At 71.8% G+C, this 20,874-nt stretch carries 24 protein-coding genes; all 24 read left to right on the forward strand.

The features are described 5' to 3' along the window. The first annotated feature begins 12 nt into the window (after positions 1-12). The 24 genes from ruvX to coaBC all read left to right on the forward strand — a co-directional run bounded on the left by ruvX (position 13) and on the right by coaBC (position 20,863). Positions 13-513 carry a Holliday junction resolvase RuvX gene (gene ruvX / locus HALOF300_RS26150; protein WP_156743921.1) on the forward strand — a complete coding sequence of 167 codons (501 nt, stop codon included), beginning with the start codon at positions 13-15 and terminating at the stop codon, positions 511-513. Next, entirely contained in the window at positions 510-1,703 is a 1,194-nt protein-coding gene (mltG, locus tag HALOF300_RS26155) for an endolytic transglycosylase MltG (RefSeq protein ID WP_156743809.1), read from the forward strand. Before ruvX ends, mltG begins: the two co-directional genes overlap by 4 nt. A gap of 2 nt (positions 1,704-1,705) precedes the next feature. After that, complete coding sequence (locus HALOF300_RS26160; protein ID WP_156743810.1) at positions 1,706-2,554, forward strand: shikimate dehydrogenase; 849 nt, start codon at positions 1,706-1,708, stop codon at positions 2,552-2,554. A 4-nt stretch (positions 2,555-2,558) separates the two neighbouring features. Further along, entirely contained in the window at positions 2,559-3,209 is a 651-nt protein-coding gene (locus tag HALOF300_RS26165) for a prepilin peptidase (protein ID WP_156743811.1), read from the forward strand. 76 nt (positions 3,210-3,285) lie between these two features. After that, positions 3,286-4,503 carry a chorismate synthase gene (aroC, locus tag HALOF300_RS26170; RefSeq protein ID WP_156743812.1) on the forward strand — a complete coding sequence of 406 codons (1,218 nt, stop codon included), beginning with the start codon at positions 3,286-3,288 and terminating at the stop codon, positions 4,501-4,503. Further along, positions 4,500-5,018, forward strand: coding sequence for a shikimate kinase (locus HALOF300_RS26175; protein WP_156743813.1), 519 nt, complete (start codon positions 4,500-4,502; stop codon positions 5,016-5,018). Before aroC ends, HALOF300_RS26175 begins: the two co-directional genes overlap by 4 nt. Further along, complete coding sequence (gene aroB, locus HALOF300_RS26180) at positions 5,015-6,169, forward strand: 3-dehydroquinate synthase (protein ID WP_156743814.1); 1,155 nt, start codon at positions 5,015-5,017, stop codon at positions 6,167-6,169. The genes HALOF300_RS26175 and aroB overlap by 4 nt, the downstream gene beginning before the upstream one ends. Next, complete coding sequence (locus HALOF300_RS26185) at positions 6,166-6,603, forward strand: type II 3-dehydroquinate dehydratase (RefSeq protein ID WP_156743815.1); 438 nt, start codon at positions 6,166-6,168, stop codon at positions 6,601-6,603. Before aroB ends, HALOF300_RS26185 begins: the two co-directional genes overlap by 4 nt. A gap of 59 nt (positions 6,604-6,662) precedes the next feature. Next, the gene (locus tag HALOF300_RS26190) at positions 6,663-7,292 is read left to right on the forward strand and encodes a hypothetical protein (protein ID WP_156743816.1); all 630 of its coding nucleotides are present in this window, start codon (positions 6,663-6,665) and stop codon (positions 7,290-7,292) included. A 7-nt stretch (positions 7,293-7,299) separates the two neighbouring features. Continuing rightward, positions 7,300-7,713 carry a hypothetical protein gene (locus HALOF300_RS26195; protein WP_331716261.1) on the forward strand — a complete coding sequence of 138 codons (414 nt, stop codon included), beginning with the start codon at positions 7,300-7,302 and terminating at the stop codon, positions 7,711-7,713. Between the two features lie 93 nt (positions 7,714-7,806). Then, the gene (gene efp, locus HALOF300_RS26200) at positions 7,807-8,370 is read left to right on the forward strand and encodes an elongation factor P (protein ID WP_154794245.1); all 564 of its coding nucleotides are present in this window, start codon (positions 7,807-7,809) and stop codon (positions 8,368-8,370) included. Further along, complete coding sequence (gene nusB / locus HALOF300_RS26205) at positions 8,370-8,819, forward strand: transcription antitermination factor NusB (RefSeq protein WP_156743817.1); 450 nt, start codon at positions 8,370-8,372, stop codon at positions 8,817-8,819. The genes efp and nusB overlap by 1 nt, the downstream gene beginning before the upstream one ends. Before the next feature lie 62 nt (positions 8,820-8,881). Then, entirely contained in the window at positions 8,882-9,304 is a 423-nt protein-coding gene (locus tag HALOF300_RS26210; RefSeq protein ID WP_197522856.1) for a nuclear transport factor 2 family protein, read from the forward strand. 8 nt (positions 9,305-9,312) lie between these two features. Then, entirely contained in the window at positions 9,313-9,762 is a 450-nt protein-coding gene (locus HALOF300_RS26215) for a nitroreductase family deazaflavin-dependent oxidoreductase (RefSeq protein WP_156743818.1), read from the forward strand. 93 nt (positions 9,763-9,855) lie between these two features. Next, positions 9,856-10,413 (forward strand): bifunctional pyr operon transcriptional regulator/uracil phosphoribosyltransferase PyrR, encoded by a 558-nt coding sequence (gene pyrR, locus HALOF300_RS26220; protein ID WP_231955793.1) that lies wholly within the window; start codon positions 9,856-9,858, stop codon positions 10,411-10,413. Then, entirely contained in the window at positions 10,410-11,396 is a 987-nt protein-coding gene (locus HALOF300_RS26225; RefSeq protein ID WP_156743819.1) for an aspartate carbamoyltransferase catalytic subunit, read from the forward strand. The genes pyrR and HALOF300_RS26225 overlap by 4 nt, the downstream gene beginning before the upstream one ends. Then, the gene (locus HALOF300_RS26230; RefSeq protein ID WP_156743820.1) at positions 11,393-12,733 is read left to right on the forward strand and encodes a dihydroorotase; all 1,341 of its coding nucleotides are present in this window, start codon (positions 11,393-11,395) and stop codon (positions 12,731-12,733) included. The genes HALOF300_RS26225 and HALOF300_RS26230 overlap by 4 nt, the downstream gene beginning before the upstream one ends. Positions 12,734-12,768: 35 nt before the next feature. Then, positions 12,769-14,001 (forward strand): glutamine-hydrolyzing carbamoyl-phosphate synthase small subunit, encoded by a 1,233-nt coding sequence (gene carA / locus HALOF300_RS26235; protein WP_156743821.1) that lies wholly within the window; start codon positions 12,769-12,771, stop codon positions 13,999-14,001. Beyond that, entirely contained in the window at positions 14,001-17,324 is a 3,324-nt protein-coding gene (carB, locus tag HALOF300_RS26240; RefSeq protein WP_156743822.1) for a carbamoyl-phosphate synthase large subunit, read from the forward strand. The genes carA and carB overlap by 1 nt, the downstream gene beginning before the upstream one ends. A gap of 56 nt (positions 17,325-17,380) precedes the next feature. After that, the gene (gene pyrF / locus HALOF300_RS26245) at positions 17,381-18,283 is read left to right on the forward strand and encodes an orotidine-5'-phosphate decarboxylase (protein WP_156743823.1); all 903 of its coding nucleotides are present in this window, start codon (positions 17,381-17,383) and stop codon (positions 18,281-18,283) included. Positions 18,284-18,387: 104 nt separating this feature from the next. Continuing rightward, positions 18,388-18,699, forward strand: a complete 312-nt coding sequence (mihF, locus tag HALOF300_RS26250) for an integration host factor, actinobacterial type (protein WP_133108129.1) — start codon at positions 18,388-18,390, stop codon at positions 18,697-18,699. Beyond that, the gene (gene gmk / locus HALOF300_RS26255) at positions 18,692-19,306 is read left to right on the forward strand and encodes a guanylate kinase (protein ID WP_156743824.1); all 615 of its coding nucleotides are present in this window, start codon (positions 18,692-18,694) and stop codon (positions 19,304-19,306) included. Before mihF ends, gmk begins: the two co-directional genes overlap by 8 nt. Before the next feature lie 46 nt (positions 19,307-19,352). After that, entirely contained in the window at positions 19,353-19,616 is a 264-nt protein-coding gene (gene rpoZ, locus HALOF300_RS26260; RefSeq protein WP_154794234.1) for a DNA-directed RNA polymerase subunit omega, read from the forward strand. Positions 19,617-19,624: 8 nt separating this feature from the next. Next, positions 19,625-20,863 carry a bifunctional phosphopantothenoylcysteine decarboxylase/phosphopantothenate--cysteine ligase CoaBC gene (gene coaBC, locus HALOF300_RS26265; RefSeq protein WP_156743825.1) on the forward strand — a complete coding sequence of 413 codons (1,239 nt, stop codon included), beginning with the start codon at positions 19,625-19,627 and terminating at the stop codon, positions 20,861-20,863. Positions 20,864-20,874 lie beyond the last annotated feature (11 nt).

Consider the following 20,874-nt stretch of genomic DNA (forward strand, 5'->3'; position numbering starts at 1 on the left):
AGCCCCGAGGGCATGCGGACCGGCGTGCGGATCGGTGTCGACGTCGGCACCGTCCGCATCGGGGTGGCGCGCTGCGATCCGCACGGCATGCTGGCCACGCCGGTGCGCACCGTGGCCCGTTCCGGCCCCGGCCGAGGCATCGACGAACTCGCCGAGATCGTGGCCGAGAACGACGCCATCGAGGTCGTCGTCGGGCTGCCCCGGAGCTTGTCCGGCGAGGAGGGTACTGCGGCTCTCAGGGTTCGCGCGTACGCTAGAGCGGTTGCACTCGCGGTCCGCCCCACTCCTGTGCGCCTCGTCGATGAACGGCTGACGACTGTCTCGGCACATCAGGCCCTGCACGCGTCGGGACGGGCCGGGCGCAAACACAGACAAGTAGTGGACCAGGTCGCCGCGACCATGATCCTGCAGGCTGCGCTCGACCAGGAACGTCACCTCGGCCGGCCGCCCGGCACGGCCATCGACAGCGGCGGCACAGCGAACGAACCGACATCCCAGGAGGAGGAACGGTGACCGACCTCTTCGACGAACCTCTCGCGGGTACCGCCGATCCGGACCAGGACCGGGCGAACTCCCGACGCCGTGCCCACCGCCGGCGTCAGGCCAAGCGGCGCGCTCAGCGGCGCCGCAACCTGATCACCTTCATCGTGATGATCGTGGCGATCGCGCTGCTCATCGGCGGCGCCTGGGTGCTGATCCGCCCGATGCTGGCCGGCGACGGTGCGGCGACCGAGACCATCTCGGACTACCCCGGGCCCGGTACCGGCGAGGTACAGATCGTGGTCAACACCGGCGACACGGGTTCCGACATCGCGACCACCCTCGTCGACAACGACGTGGTGGCCACGAGCGGGGCGTTCGTGCAGGCCTACAGCAACAACCCGGATGCCGTGGGCATCCAGGCCGGCACCTACACGCTGCAGTCCCAGATGAACGCCGCCGACGCCGTCGCCGCGCTCCTCGACCCGGCCAGCCGCTCCGACCTCACGATCACGATCCCCGAGGGCTGGCGCGCCACGAAGATCTACGCGCGGATCGCGAACCGGCTCGGCGTCACCGAGGAGGAGGTCGCCACGGCCGCCGCCGAGGTCGCCGCGTCCTACCTGCCCGCCGAGGCCGGCGGTGAGATCGAGGGCTGGCTGTTCGCGTCCACCTACACGGTCCAGCCGGACTCCACGCCGACCAGCGTCCTCCAGCAGATGGTCGATCTGACCGTGGCGAACCTCGACGAGCGGAACATCCCCGCCGAGGACCGGGCGGAGCTCCTCATCAAGGCCTCGATCGTCGAGGCCGAGGTTGCCAACCAGGACGACTGGGACAGGGTCGCTCGGGTGCTCGAGAACCGGCTCGCGGGCTGCACCGGAGACGGGACCCTCGGCATGGACTCCACCTATGCGTACGGTCTGAACAAGATCGCGACCGAGATCACGCGTACCGAGTGGCAGACCGAGCATCCGTTCAACACCCGGATCGTCCCCGGCCTGCCACCGACGCCCATTGGGGCCGCGGGCCCGGGCGCCGTCGACGCCGTCCTGAATCCGCCCGAGGGTGACTGGTGTTACTTCGTCACGGTCAACCCGACCACGGGCGAGACGCGGTTCACCGCGGACTACGACGAGCACCTCGTCAACCAGCAGATGTACCGTGACTGGCTGGCCGCACAGACCGCGGCGCCGGAGGAGACCACGGAGGGCGAAGGCTGAGCATGCGCCACCATGCGGCGGTGCTCGGTCACCCCGTCGCGCACTCGTTGTCCCCGGTGCTGCACCGGGCCGCCTACGCCGAGCTCGGGCTGACCGACTGGACCTACGAGCTCCACGACGTCGACGAGCCCGAGCTCGAGGCGTTCGTGCGCAGCCGGGACGGCTCGTGGGCGGGACTCTCGCTGACCATGCCGCTCAAACAGCGCGCCATGGCGCTCAGCGACCACGTGGAGTCGCTCGCGAAGGTGGTGGGCGTCGTGAACACCTTGCTGTTCCAGCCCGGTGGGCTGCTGATCGGCGCGAACACCGACGTCCACGGTCTGGTCCAGGCGCTGCGCGAGGCCACGCCGCAGGCACCGGGCGCGGATGCTCGGCGCGGCGTGATCATCGGCGCCGGCGCCACGGCCGCGGCCGCCCTCGCCGCGCTCGGTGAGCTCGGCATCCACGCGCCGGTGGTCCTGATGCGCTCGGTCGGGCGCGCCGGCGTCGTGATGCGCGCGGCCGGCCGGATGGGCGTCACACCCTCCTACGTCACGCTCGGTACCGACCAGGCGCGCGCCGAGCTGCTCGGCGCCGACGTGGTCATCTCGACGTTGCCGCACGGCGCCGCGGACCCCCTTGTCGGCCTGCTCGACGGCGTCGCGCTCGAGGCCGATCAGGTGCTGTTGGACGTCGTGTACGAGGGCTGGCCGACGGCGATCGCGTCCGCATGGCGGTCGGCCGGCGGTTCGATCTCGCCCGGGTATCTCATGCTGCTGCATCAGGCCGCGGAGCAGGTTCGCCTGATGACCGGGTGTCCGGGCCCGGTCGAGGCGATGCGCGCGGCCCTGCTGCAGGCGCTGACGGACTGACCCCATGGGCGATCCGGTGGTGGTGCTGGTCTGCGGTGCGCTGACCGGCCTCGTGGCCCTGATCCTGACCCCGTGGCTGCGCACCCTCACCGGGGCGGAGTCCACGCTGCCCAACTCCGGCCTGCACGCCATGCTGGCCTGCTTCGGAGGCGCCGGGGCCGCCGCCGTCGCCGGCGGCTGGGCCGAGCTCGTGGCGCTGGCGGTCGCGGCGCTGGCGTGCTCGCTGCTCGTCGTCGTGGACGTGGCGACCCACCGCCTCCCGGACCTCATCGTGGTGCCGGCGTTCGCCGTCGTCCTCGTCGCACTCGTGGTGGCGGCAGCCACCACTGGCGCCTGGCCGGAGCTGCTCCGCGCCCTCGCCGGCGCCGCCGTGGTCGGTCTCGGGCTCCTGCTGTTGTGCCTGGCCAGCCCGACCGGTCTCGGCCTCGGGGACGTGAAGCTGGGCGCCCTGATCGCGCTCGTCCTCGGCTGGACCGGTTGGGCCGCCGTGGCCGCCGGGATCCTCGCGGCGTTCGTCCTCGGCGGCCTGTTCGCGGTGATCCTGCTGGCCACCACCAAGGCCGACCGGCGCACAGCGGTCGCGTTCGGGCCCTGGCTGGTGGCGGGCGGCGTGGTCGGCGTCGCCTGGGGACCTGCCCTGCTCGGCATGGCCTGAGAGTCTCCGGCGGGCGCGGTGCCCGCGTACCGGACGCTGCCCGGCTCGGCGCCGGGTCCGTGGGAGACTGACGGTCATGCTCAGATGGTTGACGGCCGGGGAATCACACGGCCAAGCGCTCGTCGGGATCATCGAGGGGGTGCCGGCCGGTGTCACCGTCGGTAGCGCCGAGATCCGGGCCGCGCTCGCCCGGCGCCGGCTCGGCCACGGCCGCGGTGCCCGGATGAAGTTCGAACAGGACGAGGTGCGCCTGCTCGGTGGCATCCGGCACGGGGTCACGATGGGCTCGCCGGTCGCGATCGAGATCGGTAACTCGGAGTGGCCGAAGTGGGAGCAGGTGATGGCGGCCGACCCGGTCGAGGCGAGCGCGCTCGAGGTCGATGCCGGCACCGGCGACGCACGCGAGAAGTCGCGGAACAAGCCGCTGACCACACCCCGGCCCGGCCACGCGGACCTGGTCGGGATGGAGAAGTACCACCTCGACGACGCCCGCCCGGTCCTCGAGCGGGCCTCGGCGCGGGAGACCGCGACCCGGGTCGCGCTCGGCACCGTGGCTGCCGCGCTGCTCGAGCAGGCCGCCGGCATCCGGCTCGTCTCGCACGTGGTCTCGGTCGGCCCGGTCGGTACCCCGCAGGACGCCCCGCGGCCGGGGCCCGACGACGTCGCAGCCCTGGACGCGGACCCGATCCGCAGCTTCCACCCCGAGACCTCCACCGCGATGGTCGCCGAGATCGACGACGCGAAGAAGGCCGGGGACACCCTCGGCGGCGTGGTCGAGGTCCTCGCGTACGGGCTGCCCCCGGGGCTCGGCAGCTACGTGCACAGCGACCGCCGCCTGGACGCCCGCCTGGCCGGAGCGCTGATGGGCATCCAGGCGATCAAGGGTGTCGAGGTCGGTGACGGGTTCCGGACGGCCGCCCGGCGCGGCTCCGTCGCGCACGACGAGATCACCCGCGACGCGGGCGGCCGCGTCCACCGGCGCACGAATCGGGCCGGCGGGGTCGAGGGTGGCATGAGCAACGGGGAGGTGCTCGCCGTGCGCGCGGCGCTGAAGCCGATCTCCACGGTGCCGCGAGCCCTCGAGACCATCGACGTCGCCACCGGCGAGTCCGCGACCGCCCTGCACCAGCGCTCCGACACCTGCGCCGCGGCGCCGGCCGCAGTCGTCGCCGAGGCCATGGTGGCGCTCGTCCTCGCCGAAGCCCTGCTGGAGAAGTTCGGCGGGGACTCGATCACCGAGACCGCGCGGAACGTGGCGTCCTACCTCGAGGCGATCCCGGAGACCATGCGATGAGCGACACGACCGGCCCGGCGCTGATCCTTGTCGGGCCCCCGGGCGCCGGCAAGTCCACCGTCGGCCGCCTGCTCGCAATGGCCTGGGGCACCACGTTCCGAGACACCGACCACGACATCGAGACCGCCGCCGGGCGCAGCATCTCGGACATCTTCATCGACGACGGCGAGGACGCGTTCCGTGCCCTGGAGCGGGCAGCCGTGGCGACGGCGTTGGCCGAGCACGACGGCATCCTCGCGCTGGGCGGGGGAGCGGTGCTCGACGAGGGCACCCAGGCGGCCCTGGCGGGCCGGCGGGTGGTCTACCTGTCCGTCACCCTGGCGCACGCGTCCCCGCGGGTCGGGCTGAGCGGCAACCGGCCCCTGCTCGTGGGGAGCCCGCGCCGGCAGTGGCAGCTGCTGATGGAGGCCCGCCGGCCCGTATACACCTCGCTCGCCACGGTCGAGGTGAACACCGACAACAGGTCCCCGGAGCAGGTCCGCGACGCCGTGTTGGCCGAGGTGTCCGCTCCGTGAGCGTCACCCGCGTCGCCGTAACGGCGGAACGCAGCTACGACGTCCTGATCGGGCACGACCTGGCCGGAGAGCTGCCGGGCCTGATCGGCGCGGGCACCCGCCGGGTCCTGGTGGTCCACCAGGGTGCGCTGGCCGGTCCTGCCGAGCGGATCCGGGCGGCCCTGACCGGCGCCGGGTACGAGGTGCACCTGAGTGAGGTCCCGGACGGCGAGGACGCCAAGACCGCGACCGTGGCCGCGCGGTGCTGGGAACAACTCGGCCTGGCCGGTTTCACCCGTGACGACGTCGTCATCGGGCTCGGCGGGGGAGCGGCCACCGACCTCGCGGGCTTCGTGGCTGCGACCTGGCTGCGCGGGGTCCGCGTGATCCAGGTGCCCACCACCCTGTTGGGGATGGTCGACGCGGCCGTGGGTGGCAAGACCGGGATCAACACCGCCGAGGGCAAGAACCTCGTGGGCTCGTTCCACTCGCCGATCGGGGTGCTGTGCGACCTCGACGCCCTCGAGACGTTGCCCGCCGCGGACCTGGCCGCCGGGCTGGCCGAGGTCGTCAAGTGCGGGTTCATCGACGACCCTCGGATCCTCGAGCTCGTGGAGGCCGATCCGGACGCCGCCCGGGACCCGTCCGCACCGGTGGTGCGCGAGCTGGTGGAACGCGCGGTCGCCACGAAGGCCCGCGTCGTCTCCGCGGACCTGCGCGAGGCCGACCTGCGCGAGATCCTCAACTACGGGCACACGTTCGCTCACGCGATCGAGCACCACGAGCACTTCCGCTGGCGGCACGGGGAGGCCGTCTCGGTGGGCCTGGTGTTCGCCGCGGAACTGGCCCGCCTCGCCGGTCACCTGGAGGGTGGCATCGTCGACCGGCACCGCCGGATCCTCACCTCGCTCGGCCTGCCCACGAGTTACCCGACCGGGAGTTGGGACGACCTGCTGACCGCGATGCGCCGGGACAAGAAGACCCGAGGGGCGACGCTGCGGTTCGTGATCCTCGATGGGCTGGCGTCCCCGACCCGGCTCGAGGGGCCCTCCGAGGACCTCCTTCTGGCCGCCTACGTCGCCGTCAGCGCCGAGCCGGCGCTGCTCGTGCCGCAGCCGGAAGTGTCCGCGCGACCCGCCCCGTCCACCGATGAACCCCCGGAGCTCCTGTGACCAGTGTCCTCGTCCTGAACGGCCCGAACCTCGGCCGGCTCGGCTCCCGCGAACCCGACGTCTACGGGGCCCTCGACCACGCCGGACTCACCCTGGCGATCACCGAGTGGGCCGCTGCCCTCGGTCTGTCCGCCGAAGTGCGGCAGAGCGACGACGAGGCCGAGCTCGTGCACTGGCTGCACGAGGCGGTCGACGCGCAGCGCGACGTGGTGCTCAACCCGGCCGCGTTCACGCACTACTCGTACGCGCTGCGGGACGCGGCCGCCCAGGTGACCACGTCCGGCTTGCGGCTGATCGAGGTGCACCTGACGAACCCGGCCACCCGCGAGAGGTTCCGGCACAACAGCGTGATCGGCGGCGTCGCCACCGGCACCGTGGCCGGCTTCGGGACCGACTCCTACCGGCTCGCCCTCTCGGCGCTCGCTCAGGCTTGATCCGATCAAATCAAGCCCGTGGCCTTGATAGCAGGCAATCAAGGTTGTAGCCTTGTCACATGTTCGTACTCACCGTGGACCAGGACGCCTCCCGGCGACGCGGGGACCGTGTCGACGCCGCATTGAGCGGGCTCGCCGCCCACATCGGAGCCCGCCGTCTCGGCGCGGACCTGGCCCTGCCGTTCGAGCGCACGGTGGGGGACGAGATCCAGGGCGTGATCAGGACGGCGGCGACCACCCTCGACCTCGCGCTGTACCTGCAACGGCGGGCCGAGTGGAGCGTGGGGGTGGGCATCGGCGCGGTCGACACGCCGCTGGCCGAGACCGCCCGGGCCTCCTCGGGCGCGGCGTTCGTGCGCGCCCGCGACGCCGTCGAGCGTGCCAAGGGCAAGTCGGTACCGGTGCCGCTCGCCCTCGTCGCCGCGGACGGACCGAGCCCGGCCGCCGACGAGGCGGAGGCGCTGCTGCAACTACTCGCCGCCGTGGTCCGGCGCCGCACCGAACGCGGCTGGGAGGTGGTCGACCTGCTTGTGGACGGCGTCGGGACCGCGAAGGAGGCGGCGGCCCGGCTCGGGATCACACCCCAGGCCGTGAGCCAGCGACTCGACGCGGCGATGTGGACCGTCCAGGACCGGGTCCGCCCGCTGGCGGAGCGCCTGCTGGCCGACCTGGACCAGGTCACGACATGATGGCGCGGTGAACCTGGTCCTCACCATCGAGATCGCCGCGGCCGCCCTGATCATCTCCGCGGGCGCCGGTGGCCCCATCACGGCCTGGATCCTGCGCCTGGCGAGCCGCAAGCACCGCGAGGAGGCCGCGGAGCGCGCCGGTGACCCGACGGACGAGCCCCGACCCGACCCCGCCGCCGAGCAACTGCGCGGCGGTGCCTGGATCGGAGTCCTCGAGCGACTGGCCATCACCGGTTCGATCCTGGTCGGCTATCCGGCCGCGATCGCCGTGGTCGTGGCGGTCAAGGGACTCGGCCGGTTCCCGGAGATCCACGGCAGTTCGGGGGTGTCCGAGCGGTTCATCATCGGCACCCTGGCCTCCTACCTGTGGGCGGGTGCGATCGGCGTGGCAGCGGTGGCCGCCCTCGGCGCGTTACCCTGAGGGCCGCACCTTTTCATCCTCCCGGCCCGACATCCCCGCTCGCATGAGAGCGCAGGCTCCCGGCCGGTCCCGATAGACAACGAAGGAACGCCTGTGGCATCGACGAACGACCTCAAGAACGGCTTGGTTCTCAACATCGACGGCCAGCTCTGGTCCGTGGTGGAGTTCCAGCACGTCAAGCCCGGCAAGGGCCCGGCGTTCGTGCGCACGAAGCTCAAGGGCGTCACCAACGGCAAGGTGGTCGCGAGGACGTTCAACGCCGGCGTCAAGGTGGAGACGGCGAACGTCGACAAGCGCGACATGCAGTACCTGTACCAGGAGGGCGAGGACTTCGTCTTCATGGACACCAGCGACTACGAGCAGATCACCGTGTCCGCAGCGACCGTGGACACCGCCGCGAACTTCATGCTCGAGGGCCAGGAGGTCATCGTGGCGCTGCACGACGGTGTCCCGCTGTACGTCGAGCTGCCGGCGTCCGTCGTGATGGAGATCACCTACACCGAGCCGGGCCTGCAGGGCGACCGCTCCTCGGCCGGCACGAAGCCCGCCACGATCCAGACCGGCTACCAGATCCAGGTGCCGCTCTTCCTCGAGACCGGCACGAAGGTCAAGGTCGACACCCGCAGCGGTGACTACCTGGGCCGCGTCAACGACTAGTGGCCGCACGCAGCAAGGCACGCAAGCGGGCGCTGGATGTGCTCTACGAGGCCGACCAACGCGCGCTCGGTGCCGCCGCGGCCGAGGGTGGCTCCGCGCCGACCCTGATGGGTCTGCTGGCGGACCGCATCCTCGAGCCCGGCACCCAGGCGGCGCTGCCGGAGTACTCGGTGCAGATCGTCGAGGGCGTCAGCGAGCACGTGGCCCGGATCGACGAGATCCTGTCCACGTTCTCCCAGGGCTGGACCCTCGAGCGGATGCCCGCGGTGGACCGCGCCATCCTGCGGCTGTCCACGTGGGAGATCCTCTTCAACGACGAGGTGCCCGACGCCGTCGCGATCGACGAGGCCCTCGAGCTCGCCCGGGCGCTGTCCACCGACGACTCCCCGCCGTTCATCAACGGCATGCTCGGCCGGATCGCGCAGTACGGCTCGGACCTCCTGGACTGACCTGGATCTGCGGGCGCAGCGCGCTTGCACCTCACGCCACGTGAGGGCCTACGCTCCGGACCATGGCGATCGACGAGCAGGTGACGGGCCCGACAACGCACGTGGACGGCGAGGTCGACAGGGCCGAGTTCCAGGCGCTGCTCGAGGACTGGGCCGCGGCGATCGTGGCCAACGACGCCGACCGCATCAGCGCGTTCGCCGAACCGGACTGGCAGATCGTCGGCACCGAGAGCGGCCCGTCGCCCTTGGGCGCCTTCCTCGAGGTGGTCCGCGACGGCAGCCTGACCCACTCGGAGATGACCTTCGAGGTCCTCTCGGTGCGCCGACTCGGCGAGGTCGCCGTCGTGGTCGCTCACGGCACGAACCGCGGACGGTGGCAGGGCGAACCCTTCAGCGCCGACGAGTGGGTCTCGGACGTGTTCGTCCGGCGCGACGGCCGCTGGCGCTGCGTTCTGTCGGCGCTCACGCCCAACGCAGGTGCTTGACTGGGACCATGCCTCTCCACGGTGAGTACGCGCCCAGCCCCAGCGACCGGTCCGCCAGGCAGGTGACCGCCTACGAGTCCTCGCAAGGAACGAAAGGCATCACGCTCGGCGGGAAGCCGGTCGTGATCCTCACCACGATCGGCGCCCGCTCCGGCAAGCTCCGCAAGGTCCCGCTGATGCGCGTGGAGCACGACGGCGAGTACCTCGCCGTCGCGTCGTTGGGCGGAGCCGCGAAGAACCCGGTCTGGTACCACAACCTGCTCGCCGACCCGCGGGTGGAGCTCCAGGACGGGCCACAGAAGTGGGACATGGTCGCCCGTGAGCTCTCCGGGCCCGAGCGCGAGGCCTGGTGGACGCGGGCCGTGGCGGCCTTCGACAACTACGCGAACTACCAGCGCAGGACCGAGCGGCTGATCCCCGTGTTCCTGCTCACACCCGCCCCGACGCCGCACGCCTGAGTCGGGCGTCCCGCGCCGGTGGCGGTAGTGTGGTCGGCGGCAACACTGTTCCTTTAAACCCGTCCTGTGAGGCGGGGAAGGAGGCTTCCGCCGGTGACCTCTGGCGCCCCGAGCACGACCGTGCTCTCCGAGAACGACATCTCCCGGGCCTTGACCCGGATCGCTCACGAGATCCTCGAACGCAACAAGGGCGGGTCCGATCTGGTCCTCCTCGGGATCCCGACCAGGGGCGCGCCGCTGGCGCGGCGACTGGGGGAGCGGATCCTCGCGGCCGAGGGCCGCCCTGACGCCTCGCTCGACGATCTCGTCGGCACCCTGGACATCACGATGCACCGTGACGACCTGCGCCGGAACCCGACCCGGGCGCTCGAGCCGACCCGGATCCCGTCCGGCGGCCTGGACGAGAAGGTCGTCGTCCTCGTCGACGACGTGCTCTACTCCGGCCGCACCATCCGGGCGGCGCTCGACGCCATCTCCGACCTCGGCCGGCCCCGTGCCGTCCAGCTCGCCGTTCTCGTCGACCGCGGCCACCGCGAGCTGCCGATCCGCGCCGACTACATCGGCAAGAACCTGCCCACCTCGCGCAGCGAACGGGTCAGCGTCCGGCTCACCGAACTCGACGGCACCGACTCGGTGGTGTTGTCCTCATGAGGCACCTGCTCTCCGCCGCCGACCTCAGTCGCGCCGAGGCGATCGAGATCCTGGACACGACCGCCACGATGGCGGCCACGCAGTCCCGGGAGATCAAGAAACTGCCGGCCCTGCGTGGGCTGACCGTGGTGAACCTCTTCTTCGAGGACTCCACCCGTACCCGGATCTCCTTCGAGGCGGCCGCCAAGCGGCTGTCCGCGGACGTCATCAACTTCTCCGCAAAGGGCTCCTCCGTGTCCAAGGGGGAGTCCCTCAAGGACACCGCGCTCACGCTCGCCGCGATGGGCGCGGACGCCGTCGTGATTCGGCACCAGGCCTCCGGTGCGCCGCACCGGCTGGCCACGTCCGGCTGGGTCCGCACCCCCGTGGTCAACGCCGGCGACGGCATGCATCAGCACCCCACCCAGGCCCTGCTCGACGCGTTCACGATGCGTCGCCACCTCGCCGGTGGCGGTGATGCGGGCCCAGACGGTGTCGGTCGTGACCTCGCCGGCGCCAAGGTGGTCATCGTCGGGGACGTGCTGCACTCCCGGGTGGCCCGCTCGAACGTGGACCTGCTGCACACCCTCGGCGCGGACGTGACCCTCGTCGCGCCGCCCACCCTGCTGCCGGTGGGCGTGCACACGTGGCCGTGCGCGGTCTCCTACGACCTGGACGCCACCATCGCCGACGTCCGCCCGGACGCGATCATGATGCTGCGCGTCCAGCGGGAGCGGATGTCCAGCGCCGGCGGCGGCTTCTTCCCGTCGCCGATGGAGTACTCGCGCCGCTACGGGCTCGACGGCACGCGCCTGGCCGCGCTGCCCGAGCACTGCGTGGTGATGCACCCGGGGCCGATGAACCGCGGCCTGGAGATCTCCGCGAAGGCCGCCGACTCGCCCCGATCCACCATCGTCGAACAGGTCGCGAACGGCGTCGCCGTACGTATGGCCGTGTTGTACCTGCTGCTCGCCGGCGGCACCGAGACCGAAGGATCCCGATGACCACCTACCTGATCCGTGCCGCATCCGTGCTCGGGGGTGAGCGCTCCGACCTGTACCTGGCCGACGGCGTGATCGCCGCACTCGGTGCCGACGCAGCCGCGGCCGCGACCACTGCGGGCGCCGACGGCGTGGACGTCGTCGAGCTCGACGCGAGCACCCTCATCGCGCTGCCGGGACTCGTCGACCTGCACACGCACCTGCGCGAACCCGGCCGCGAGGACGCCGAGACCGTCGCCTCCGGGACCCGCGCGGCCGCCGTCGGGGGGTTCACCTGCGTGCACGCGATGGCGAACACCGACCCCGTCGCGGACACCGCCGGTGTCGTGGAGCAGGTCTGGCGGCTCGGCGAGGACGCCGGCTGGGCGCAGGTGCGCCCGGTGGGTGCCGTGACCGTGGGCCTGCGCGGGGAGCAGCTCGCCGAACTCGGCGCGATGGCCGACTCCGCCGCAGCCGTGCGGGTGTTCTCCGACGACGGCAAGTGCGTCGACGACCCGGTTCTGATGCGCCGGGCGCTGGAGTACGTGAAGGCGTTCGACGGTGTCGTCGCCCAGCACGCCCAGGAGCCGCGCCTGACCGAGGGCGCCCTCATGCACGAGGGTGTCGTCTCCGCGGAGCTTGGGCTGACCGGGTGGCCTGCGGTCGCGGAGGAGGCGATCATCGCCCGGGACGTTCTGCTCGCCGAGCACGTCGGCTCCCGGGTGCACATCTGCCACCTGTCAACGGCGGGTTCTGTGGACATCGTCCGGTGGGCGAAGGCCCGCGGGATCGATGTGACCGCCGAGGTCACCCCGCATCACCTGATCCTGACCGACGAGGCCGTCCGCGGCTATGACCCGCAGTTCAAGGTGAACCCACCGCTGCGCACGGCCGCCGACGTCGCCGCCGTGCGGGCCGGCCTGGCCGACGGCACCATCGACATCGTCGCCACCGACCATGCACCGCACCCGGACGAGGACAAGGACTGCGAGTTCGCCGCCGCCGCGATGGGCATGACCGGGCTGGAGACCGCGCTGTCCGTAGTGGTCGCCGCGATGGTGGACAACCCGGAGTACGACTTCGACTGGGCGGACGTGGCCCGGACCATGTCCACCACCCCCGCGGCCATCGGCCGGGTCGCCGAGCAGGGCCGGCCCCTCGAGGTCGGCGAGCCCGCGAACCTGGTCCTCGTGGACCCGGACGCCACCTGGACCGTCGACCCGGCGGCGCTGCGCACGGCCAGCGAGAACACCCCGTTCGCCTCCGACGAGCTCCCCGCCCGCGTGATCGCCACCTTCTGGCGGGGTAGGGCAACCGTCCTCGACGGCGAACCCCGAGCGCGAGCGGACGCCCACTCATGACCCCCCAGCAGCGAACGAACCCCGAGGTGAAACTGATGACGTCCAGCGAGAGCGCCGGCCACCGGGCGGCGGACACCGCCCTGCTCGTCCTCGAGGACGGCACCGTCATGCGCGGACGCGCCTATGGCGCGCGCGGCGTCACGTTCGGCGAGATCGTCTTCTCCACCGGCATGACCGGCTACCAGGAGACCCTCACGGACCCCTCCTACCACCGCCAGATCGTCGTCATGACGGCCCCACACATCGGGAACACCGGCGTGAACGACGAGGACCCGGAGTCCCTGAAGATCTGGGTCGCCGGCTTCGTCGTGCGGGACCGGGCCCGGCGGGCGTCCAGCTGGCGTTCGCGCCGCGAACTCGAGGACGAGCTGGCCGCGCAGGGGATCGTCTCGATCAGCGACGTGGACACCCGCGCGCTGACCCGCCGCCTGCGCGAGGAGGGCGTGATGCGCGCCGGGATCTTCTCCGGCGACGCACTGCCGACCCTGCCCGGGACCCACGGGGAGGCCGAGCTGCTCGACCAGGTCCTGGCCAGCCCGCAGATGGCCGGCGCGGACCTGGCCCGCGAGGTGAGCACTCCCGAGCCCTACGTGGTGGAGCCGGCCGGCGAGTTCGCCGGCCGGGAGCCGCTCGCCACGGTGGTCGCCGTCGACCTCGGCATCAAGGCGATGACCCCGCAGCGGCTGTCCGAGCGGGGCGTGCGGGTGCACGTGGTGCCCTCGCGCAGCACGATCGCAGACCTCACCGCGCTGAACCCGGACGGGGTGTTCTTCTCGAACGGCCCCGGAGACCCCGAGGCCTCCGTGCACGAGGTGGCGCTACTGCGTGAGGTCCTCGACGCCGGCCTGCCGTACTTCGGGATCTGCTTCGGCAACCAGATCCTCGGCCGGGCCCTCGGGTACGGCACCTACAAGCTCGGGTACGGCCACCGCGGCCTGAACCAGCCCGTCAAGGACGTCACCACCGGCAAGGTCGAGATCACCTCCCACAACCACGGGTTCGCCGTCGACGCGCCGATCGACGGCGAGTCGATCGCCCCGCACGACGGCGGCCGGTACGGGCGCGTGATCGTCTCCCACATCGGGCTGAACGACAACGTGGTGGAGGGCCTGCAGTGCCTCGACATCCCCGCGTTCTCGGTGCAGTACCACCCGGAGGCAGCGGCCGGCCCGCACGACGCCGCCTACCTCTTCGACCGGTTCGTCGACCTGATCACCGCAATGCCGGACCGGGCCACGGCCCCGCAGACCCAGAAGGACGCCAACTGATGCCCCGTCGTTCCGATATCTCCAGCGTCCTCGTCATCGGGTCCGGCCCGATCGTCATCGGCCAGGCCGCCGAGTTCGACTACTCCGGCACCCAGGCCTGCCGGGTCCTGCGCGAGGAGGGCCTGCGGGTCATCCTGGTGAACTCCAACCCGGCCACGATCATGACCGACCCGGAGTTCGCCGACGCCACCTACGTGGAGCCGATCACCCCCGAGGTGGTCGCGTCCATCATCGAGAAGGAACGCCCGGACGCGCTGCTCCCGACCCTGGGCGGACAGACCGCGCTCAACACTGCCATCTCGCTGCACGAGGCCGGGGTGCTGGAGCGGTTCGGCGTGGAGCTGATCGGCGCGAACATCGCCGCCATCAACGCGGCCGAGGACCGGCAGCTCTTCAAGGGCGTCGTCGAGCGGTGCGGCGCGGAGGTGGCCGCCTCCGCGATCGCGCACTCCATCGAGGACGCTCTCGCCGCCGTCGAGGACCTCGGCTACCCGGTCGTGGTGCGACCGTCCTTCACCATGGGCGGGCTCGGCTCCGGGATCGCCTACGACGAGACCCAGCTGCGCCAGATCGCCGGCGCCGGGCTGCACTACTCCCCGACCACGGAGGTGCTCCTCGAGGAGTCCATCCTTGGCTGGAAGGAGTTCGAGCTCGAGCTGATGCGCGACCGTGCGGACAACGTGGTGGTCGTGTGCTCCATCGAGAACTTCGACCCGGTGGGCGTGCACACCGGAGACTCGATCACCGTGGCCCCGGCGCTCACCCTGACCGACCGCGAGTACCAGCGGCTGCGGGACATCTCGATCGCGGTCATCCGTGAGGTCGGCGTGGACACCGGCGGCTGCAACATCCAGTTCGCCGTCGAGCCGAGCACCGGGCGCATCGTCGTCATCGAGATGAACCCCCGGGTGTCCCGGTCCAGCGCCCTGGCCTCCAAGGCGACCGGCTTCCCGATCGCGAAGATCGCGGCCCGCCTCGCGGTGGGCTACACCCTCGACGAGATCCCGAACGACATCACCGGCTCCACGCCGGCGTCGTTCGAGCCGACCCTCGACTACGTCGTGGTCAAGGTCCCGCGGTTCGCGTTCGAGAAGTTCCCGGCCGCCGACCCCACCCTCACCACCACGATGAAGAGCGTGGGGGAGGCGATGGCCCTCGGCCGCAACTTCACCGAGGCGCTGCAGAAGGCGATGCGCTCGATCGACACCGACAACTCGTCGTTCACGTGGGCCGGGCCGGTGCCGGACGCCGAGGAGACCGGCCTGCTCCTGGAGTCGATCCGGGTCCCCACCGACCACCGGATCCTGGACCTGCAGCAGTCGATCCGTGGCGGCGCCACCCTTGAGGAGATCACCGCGGCCACCGGCATCGACCCGTGGTTCGTGGACCAGATCTTCCTGCTCGACGAGGTCGCCCGCGAGATCACCGACGCGCCGACCCTCCAGGCAGACGTCCTGGCCCGAGCGAAGCGACACGGCTTCTCGGACGCCCAGATCGCACAGATGCGCGGCCTGGGGGAGGCCACCGTCCGTGAGATGCGGCACGCCTACGGACTTCGGCCGGTCTACAAGACCGTGGACACCTGCGCCGCCGAGTTCGCCGCCCAGACCCCGTACCACTACTCCAGCTACGACGCCGAGACCGAGGTGGCCGGCCGGGAGCGTCCCGCGGTGCTGATCCTCGGCTCCGGGCCGAACCGGATCGGGCAGGGGATCGAGTTCGACTACTCCTGCGTGCACGCAGCCCTGGCGCTGTCCGGCACGTACGAGACCGTGATGATCAACTGCAACCCGGAGACGGTCTCCACCGACTACGACACCGCGGACCGGTTGTACTTCGAACCGCTCACGTTCGAGGACGTCCTCGAGGTCTACCTGGCCGAGCTCGCCGTCGGGCCGGTGGCCGGGGTGATCGTGCAGCTCGGCGGGCAGACCCCGCTCAAGCTGGCCGACCGCCTGGCCGCCGCCGGCCTGCCCATCTGGGGCACCCCGCCGTCGGCCATCGACGCGGCCGAGGACCGCGGCCAGTTCGGGCAGGTCCTGCTCAGGGCCGGGCTGCCGGCACCCGCGTTCGGCACCGCGATCTCCCTGGCGCAGGCCACCGAGATCGCCGACCGGATCGGCTACCCGGTCCTGGTACGGCCGTCCTACGTGCTCGGCGGACGCGGCATGGAGATCGTCTACGACGCCGACCAGCTCGTCGACTACGTGCGCCGGGCCACCGGCGCCAGCGACGCCGGGACGCTGCTGCCCGCACCGGTCCTCGTCGACCGGTTCCTGGACCAGGCCATCGAGATCGACGTGGACGCCCTCTACGACGGCACCGAGCTGTACCTGGGCGGCGTGATGGAGCACATCGAGGAGGCCGGGATCCACTCCGGGGACTCCGCCTGCGTGCTGCCGCCGGTCACCCTCTCGGACTCCATGATCAACCGGATCCGCACGTCCACCGAGGCGATCGCCGAGGGCGTGGGCGTGCGCGGGCTCATCAACATCCAGTTCGCCCTCGCCGCGGACGTTCTGTACGTGCTCGAGGCGAACCCGCGCGCGTCCCGGACCGTGCCGTTCGTCGCGAAGGCCACCGGCGTGCCGTTGGCGAAGGCGGCCGCCCTGCTGATGAGCGGCCGCTCGATCGCGGACCTGCGGGCCGATGGTGTGCTGCCCGAGCACGACGCCAGCCGCACCGACCTCGAGGCGCCGATCGCCGTCAAGGAGGCGGTGCTGCCGTTCAAGCGGTTCCGTACCGCGTCCGGTCAGGTCGTGGACACCGTGCTCGGGCCGGAGATGCGTTCGACGGGTGAGGTGATGGGCTACGACGTGGACTTCCCGCTCGCGTTCGCGAAGTCCCAGGCCGCGGCCTTCGGCGGCCTGCCCACCGAGGGCACCGTGTTCGTGTCCGTGGCGGACCGGGACAAGCGGTCCCTGACGATGGCGACCGGCCGCCTGATCGAGCTCGGGTTCCGGATCCTCGCGACGGCCGGCACGGCGAGCGTGCTGCGCCGCAACGGCCTGGCCGCCGAGGTGGTCCGCAAGGCCTCCGACGGCCCCGGCCCGAACGGGGAGCCGACCATCATCGACCTGATCAACGCGGGGCAGGTGGACATGGTCATCAACACCCCCGGCAGCAAGGGTGCCCGGGCGGACGGGTACGACATCCGGACCGCGACCACGGCCGCTGACAAGGCCATCTCGACCACCACGCAGCAGTTCACCGCCGCGGTCCAGGCGATCGAGGCGATCCGGCGGGGGCCGTTCGCGGTGCGCTCGCTCCAGGAGCATGACGCCGCCAGGGCGGGCCGGGTCGAGGCCGCCGGGCGCGCCTGACTGGGCCGTATCGGAGCAGACCGGCACAATAGCCACCAGGGAACGAGGGAGCGGACATGAGCGCGATCACGACGTCGACGACCGGCGCGGGCGAGAGGTTCGCGGGAGCCGGGTTCGGCACCCGGCTCAGCGAGGCGATGGCGGCCCGTGGTCCGCTGTGTGTCGGGATCGACCCGCACGTCGGCCTGCTGCAGCGCTGGGGTCTGCCCGACGACGCCCGCGGGGTCCGCGAGTTCTCGCTGCGGGTCGTCGAAGCCGTCGCCGGCCAGGTCGCCGCGGTGAAGCCGCAGTCCGCGTTCTTCGAGCGCTACGGCAGCGCCGGCATGGCCGCTCTCGAGGAGACGATCGCGGCCTGCCGGGCCGCGGACCTGCTCTGCGTGGTGGACGCCAAGCGCGGTGACATCGGCACGACGATGGACGGCTACGCCGACGCCTTCCTCGGCAAGGACTCCACGCTGGCCGGGGACGCCGTCACACTCTCGCCCTACCTGGGGTTCGAGACGCTTCGGCCCGCGATCGACGCCGCGCTGGCAACGGGCCGCGGCGTCTTCGTCCTTGCACTGACGTCAAACCCGGAGGGTGCCCAGGTGCAGCACGCCCTGGCCGACGGCGTCCCGGTCGCCGCGCTGATCGCGCGGCAGGCGGCCGCGGCGAACGCCGTCGAGATCGAGGCTGGTGCCCCTCTCGGCAGCATCGGACTGGTCGTCGGAGCGACCGTCGGCTCCGCCGCTCGCCATCTCGGTGTGGACCTCGGCGCCGTCCGCGGCCCGCTGCTGGCACCCGGCGTCGGCGCCCAGGGCGGCGGTGCGGCGCAGATCCGCGATGTGTTCGCCGAGGCCCTCGGCGCGGTGCTGCCGTCGAGCTCCCGGGACGTCCTGCGGGCCGGGCCCGACGCCGGCGACCTGCTCGCGGCCGCCCAGGCGATCAACGAGGAGCTGCGCCACGCCGTCGCCGGATAGTGGGCCCACCCACCACGCCCGCGATTGATCTGCGGCGTTCGCATCGCTAGGTTGCCTAGGAACGACTTCGCCGACCACCGCTTCGAGAGTTGAAGGTAATCACCGTGGCTCTTCCCCCATTGACACCGGAGCAGCGCGCGAACGCGCTCGCGAAGGCCGCCGCTGCCCGCGCCACCCGCGCCGAGGTGAAGAACCGGCTGAAGTACTCCGGTGGCAAGCTCTCCGAGGTGATCGCCGAGGGGGCAACGGATGACGCCGTTGGCAAGCTCAAGGTGCTCTCGCTGCTGGAGTCCCTGCCCGGGGTGGGCAAGATCACCGCGCGCGCCGTCATGACCGAGGTGGGCATCTCCGAGAGCCGCCGGGTGCGCGGCCTCGGGCCGAACCAGATCGCCAAATTGGTCGAGCGGTTTGGCTGAGCAGACCACCCCCGCTCGGCTCACGGTCCTGGCCGGCCCGACCGCCGTCGGCAAGGGCACCGTCTCCGCGGACCTACGGGCCCGCTACCCGAACATCTGGCTGTCCGTCTCCGCCACCACCCGCCCAGCCCGTCCCGGCGAGGTCGACGGCGTGCACTACCTCTTCCTGAAGCCGGAGGAGTTCGCGGCCATGGTCGCGGGCGGGGAGTTCCTCGAATGGGCCGTGGTGCACGGGCGCAACAGTTACGGCACACCGCGCCAGCCCGTCGCCGAGCGGCTCGCCGCCGGGCAGCCCGCGCTGCTGGAGATCGACCTGCAGGGTGCCCGGCAGGTGCGTCAGACCATGCCCGAGGCGCGGTTCGTGTTCCTGGCCCCGCCGAGCTGGGAGGAACTGGTCCGCCGGCTCGAGGGCCGCGGCACCGAGGACGCCGAGGAGCGCGAGCGACGGCTTGTCACCGCCCAGGTGGAACTTGCCGCTGCCGCGGAGTTCGACCACACGATCATCAACGATGACGTGCACCGGGCCACGGACGAACTCGTGGCCCTGATGGGGTGCGGGCCCCAACCCGGCGAGCGCCTCACGCACACCGACGATACGAACCGCTAGACTAGAGCGTTCGAACACCCCCAAGCACACACGAGGTTCTCCCGACATGTCAGGAACCGTTGCCGCACCCGAGGGCATCACCGATCCGCCGATCGACGAACTCCTCGAGGCAGCCGACTCCAAGTACGCCCTGGTCATCTACGCCGCCAAGCGTGCGCGTCAGATCAACGCCTACTACGCGCAGCTGAACGAAGGGCTGCTCGAGTACGTGGGCCCGCTCGTGGAGACCAAGCAGCAGGAGAAGCCCCTCTCCATCGCCATGCGCGAGATCAACGAGGGCCTTCTTACGGTCGAGCCGACCGAGGACTGAGCCCGAGCGTGCACGTCGTCCTCGGGGTCGGCGGTGGGATCGCCGCCTACAAGGCCGTCCTGCTGCTGCGCCTGCTCCGGGAGGCCGGGCACGACGTGCGCGTCATGCCTACGGACGCCGCACTGGCGTTCGTGGGCGCACCGACCTGGGAGGCCCTGAGCGGGCACCCGGTCACCACGAGCGTCTTCGACGGCGCCGATACGGTCGACCACGTCCGCTTCGGCCGCGCGGCCGAGCTTGTGATCATCGCGCCGGCGACGGCGGATCTGCTCGCCCGTGCCGTCGGCGGCCACGCCGACGACCTGCTCACGGCGACGCTGCTCACGGTCACCGCTCCGGTGCTGATGGCGCCAGCCATGCACACCGAGATGTGGAATCACGCGGCGACCAGGGCGAACGTCGCGACGCTGCGCGAGCGTGGCGTGCACGTGCTCGACCCGGCCGACGGGCGGCTCACCGGAGCCGACTCCGGACCCGGGCGGCTGCCGGAGCCCGAGGAGATCCTCCACGCCGCGCTCGCCCTGGTGACCGACCCGGCAGGTGCCGCGCCCGCGACGGGCGGGGCGACGCCGTCGGGCTCGCTGACCGGACGTCGCGTCGTGATCAGCGCCGGCGGCACCCGCGAACCGCTGGACCCGGTCCGGTTCATCGGCAACCGGTCCTCCGGGCGGCAGGGCGCCGCTCTGGCGGCCGTCGCCGCCGCCCGCGGCGCCGACGTCGAGCTGGTCGCCGCGAACGTGGACGCCGCACTACTGCCCGACGGCGTCCGGGTCACCGCCGTTGAGACGACCGCCGAGCTGTACGACGTGATGACCGACCGCGCGAGCGCCGCCGATGTGCTCGTCATGGCGGCCGCAGTCGCCGACTTCCGGCCGGTCCAGGTGGCCGGATCGAAGACGAAGAAGACCGCGGACGGATCGGTCGCGCCGATCGAGCTGACCGAGAACCCGGACATCCTCGCCACCCTCGCGACCGGGCGCCGCCCGGGCCAGGTGGTCGTCGGCTTCGGCGCCGAGACCGGCGACGCCGGCGGCAGCGTGCTGGACCACGGTCGTGCCAAGGCACGGCGCAAGGGTGCGGACCTGCTCGCCGTCAACCAGGTGGGCAACGGCCAGGGCTTCGGCGACGTGCCGAACCACGTGGTGGTGCTGGACGCGTCCGGCGCCGAGGTCGGATGCGTCGAGGGCAGCAAGGACGAGGTGGCCGCAGGACTTTGGGACGTGATCGCCTCCCTGTTCACGGACTGAACGATGCGCCA

The sequence above is a fragment of the Occultella aeris genome (assembly GCF_902703175.1).
GTDB classification, from domain to species: Bacteria; Actinomycetota; Actinomycetes; order Actinomycetales; family Beutenbergiaceae; genus Occultella; species Occultella aeris.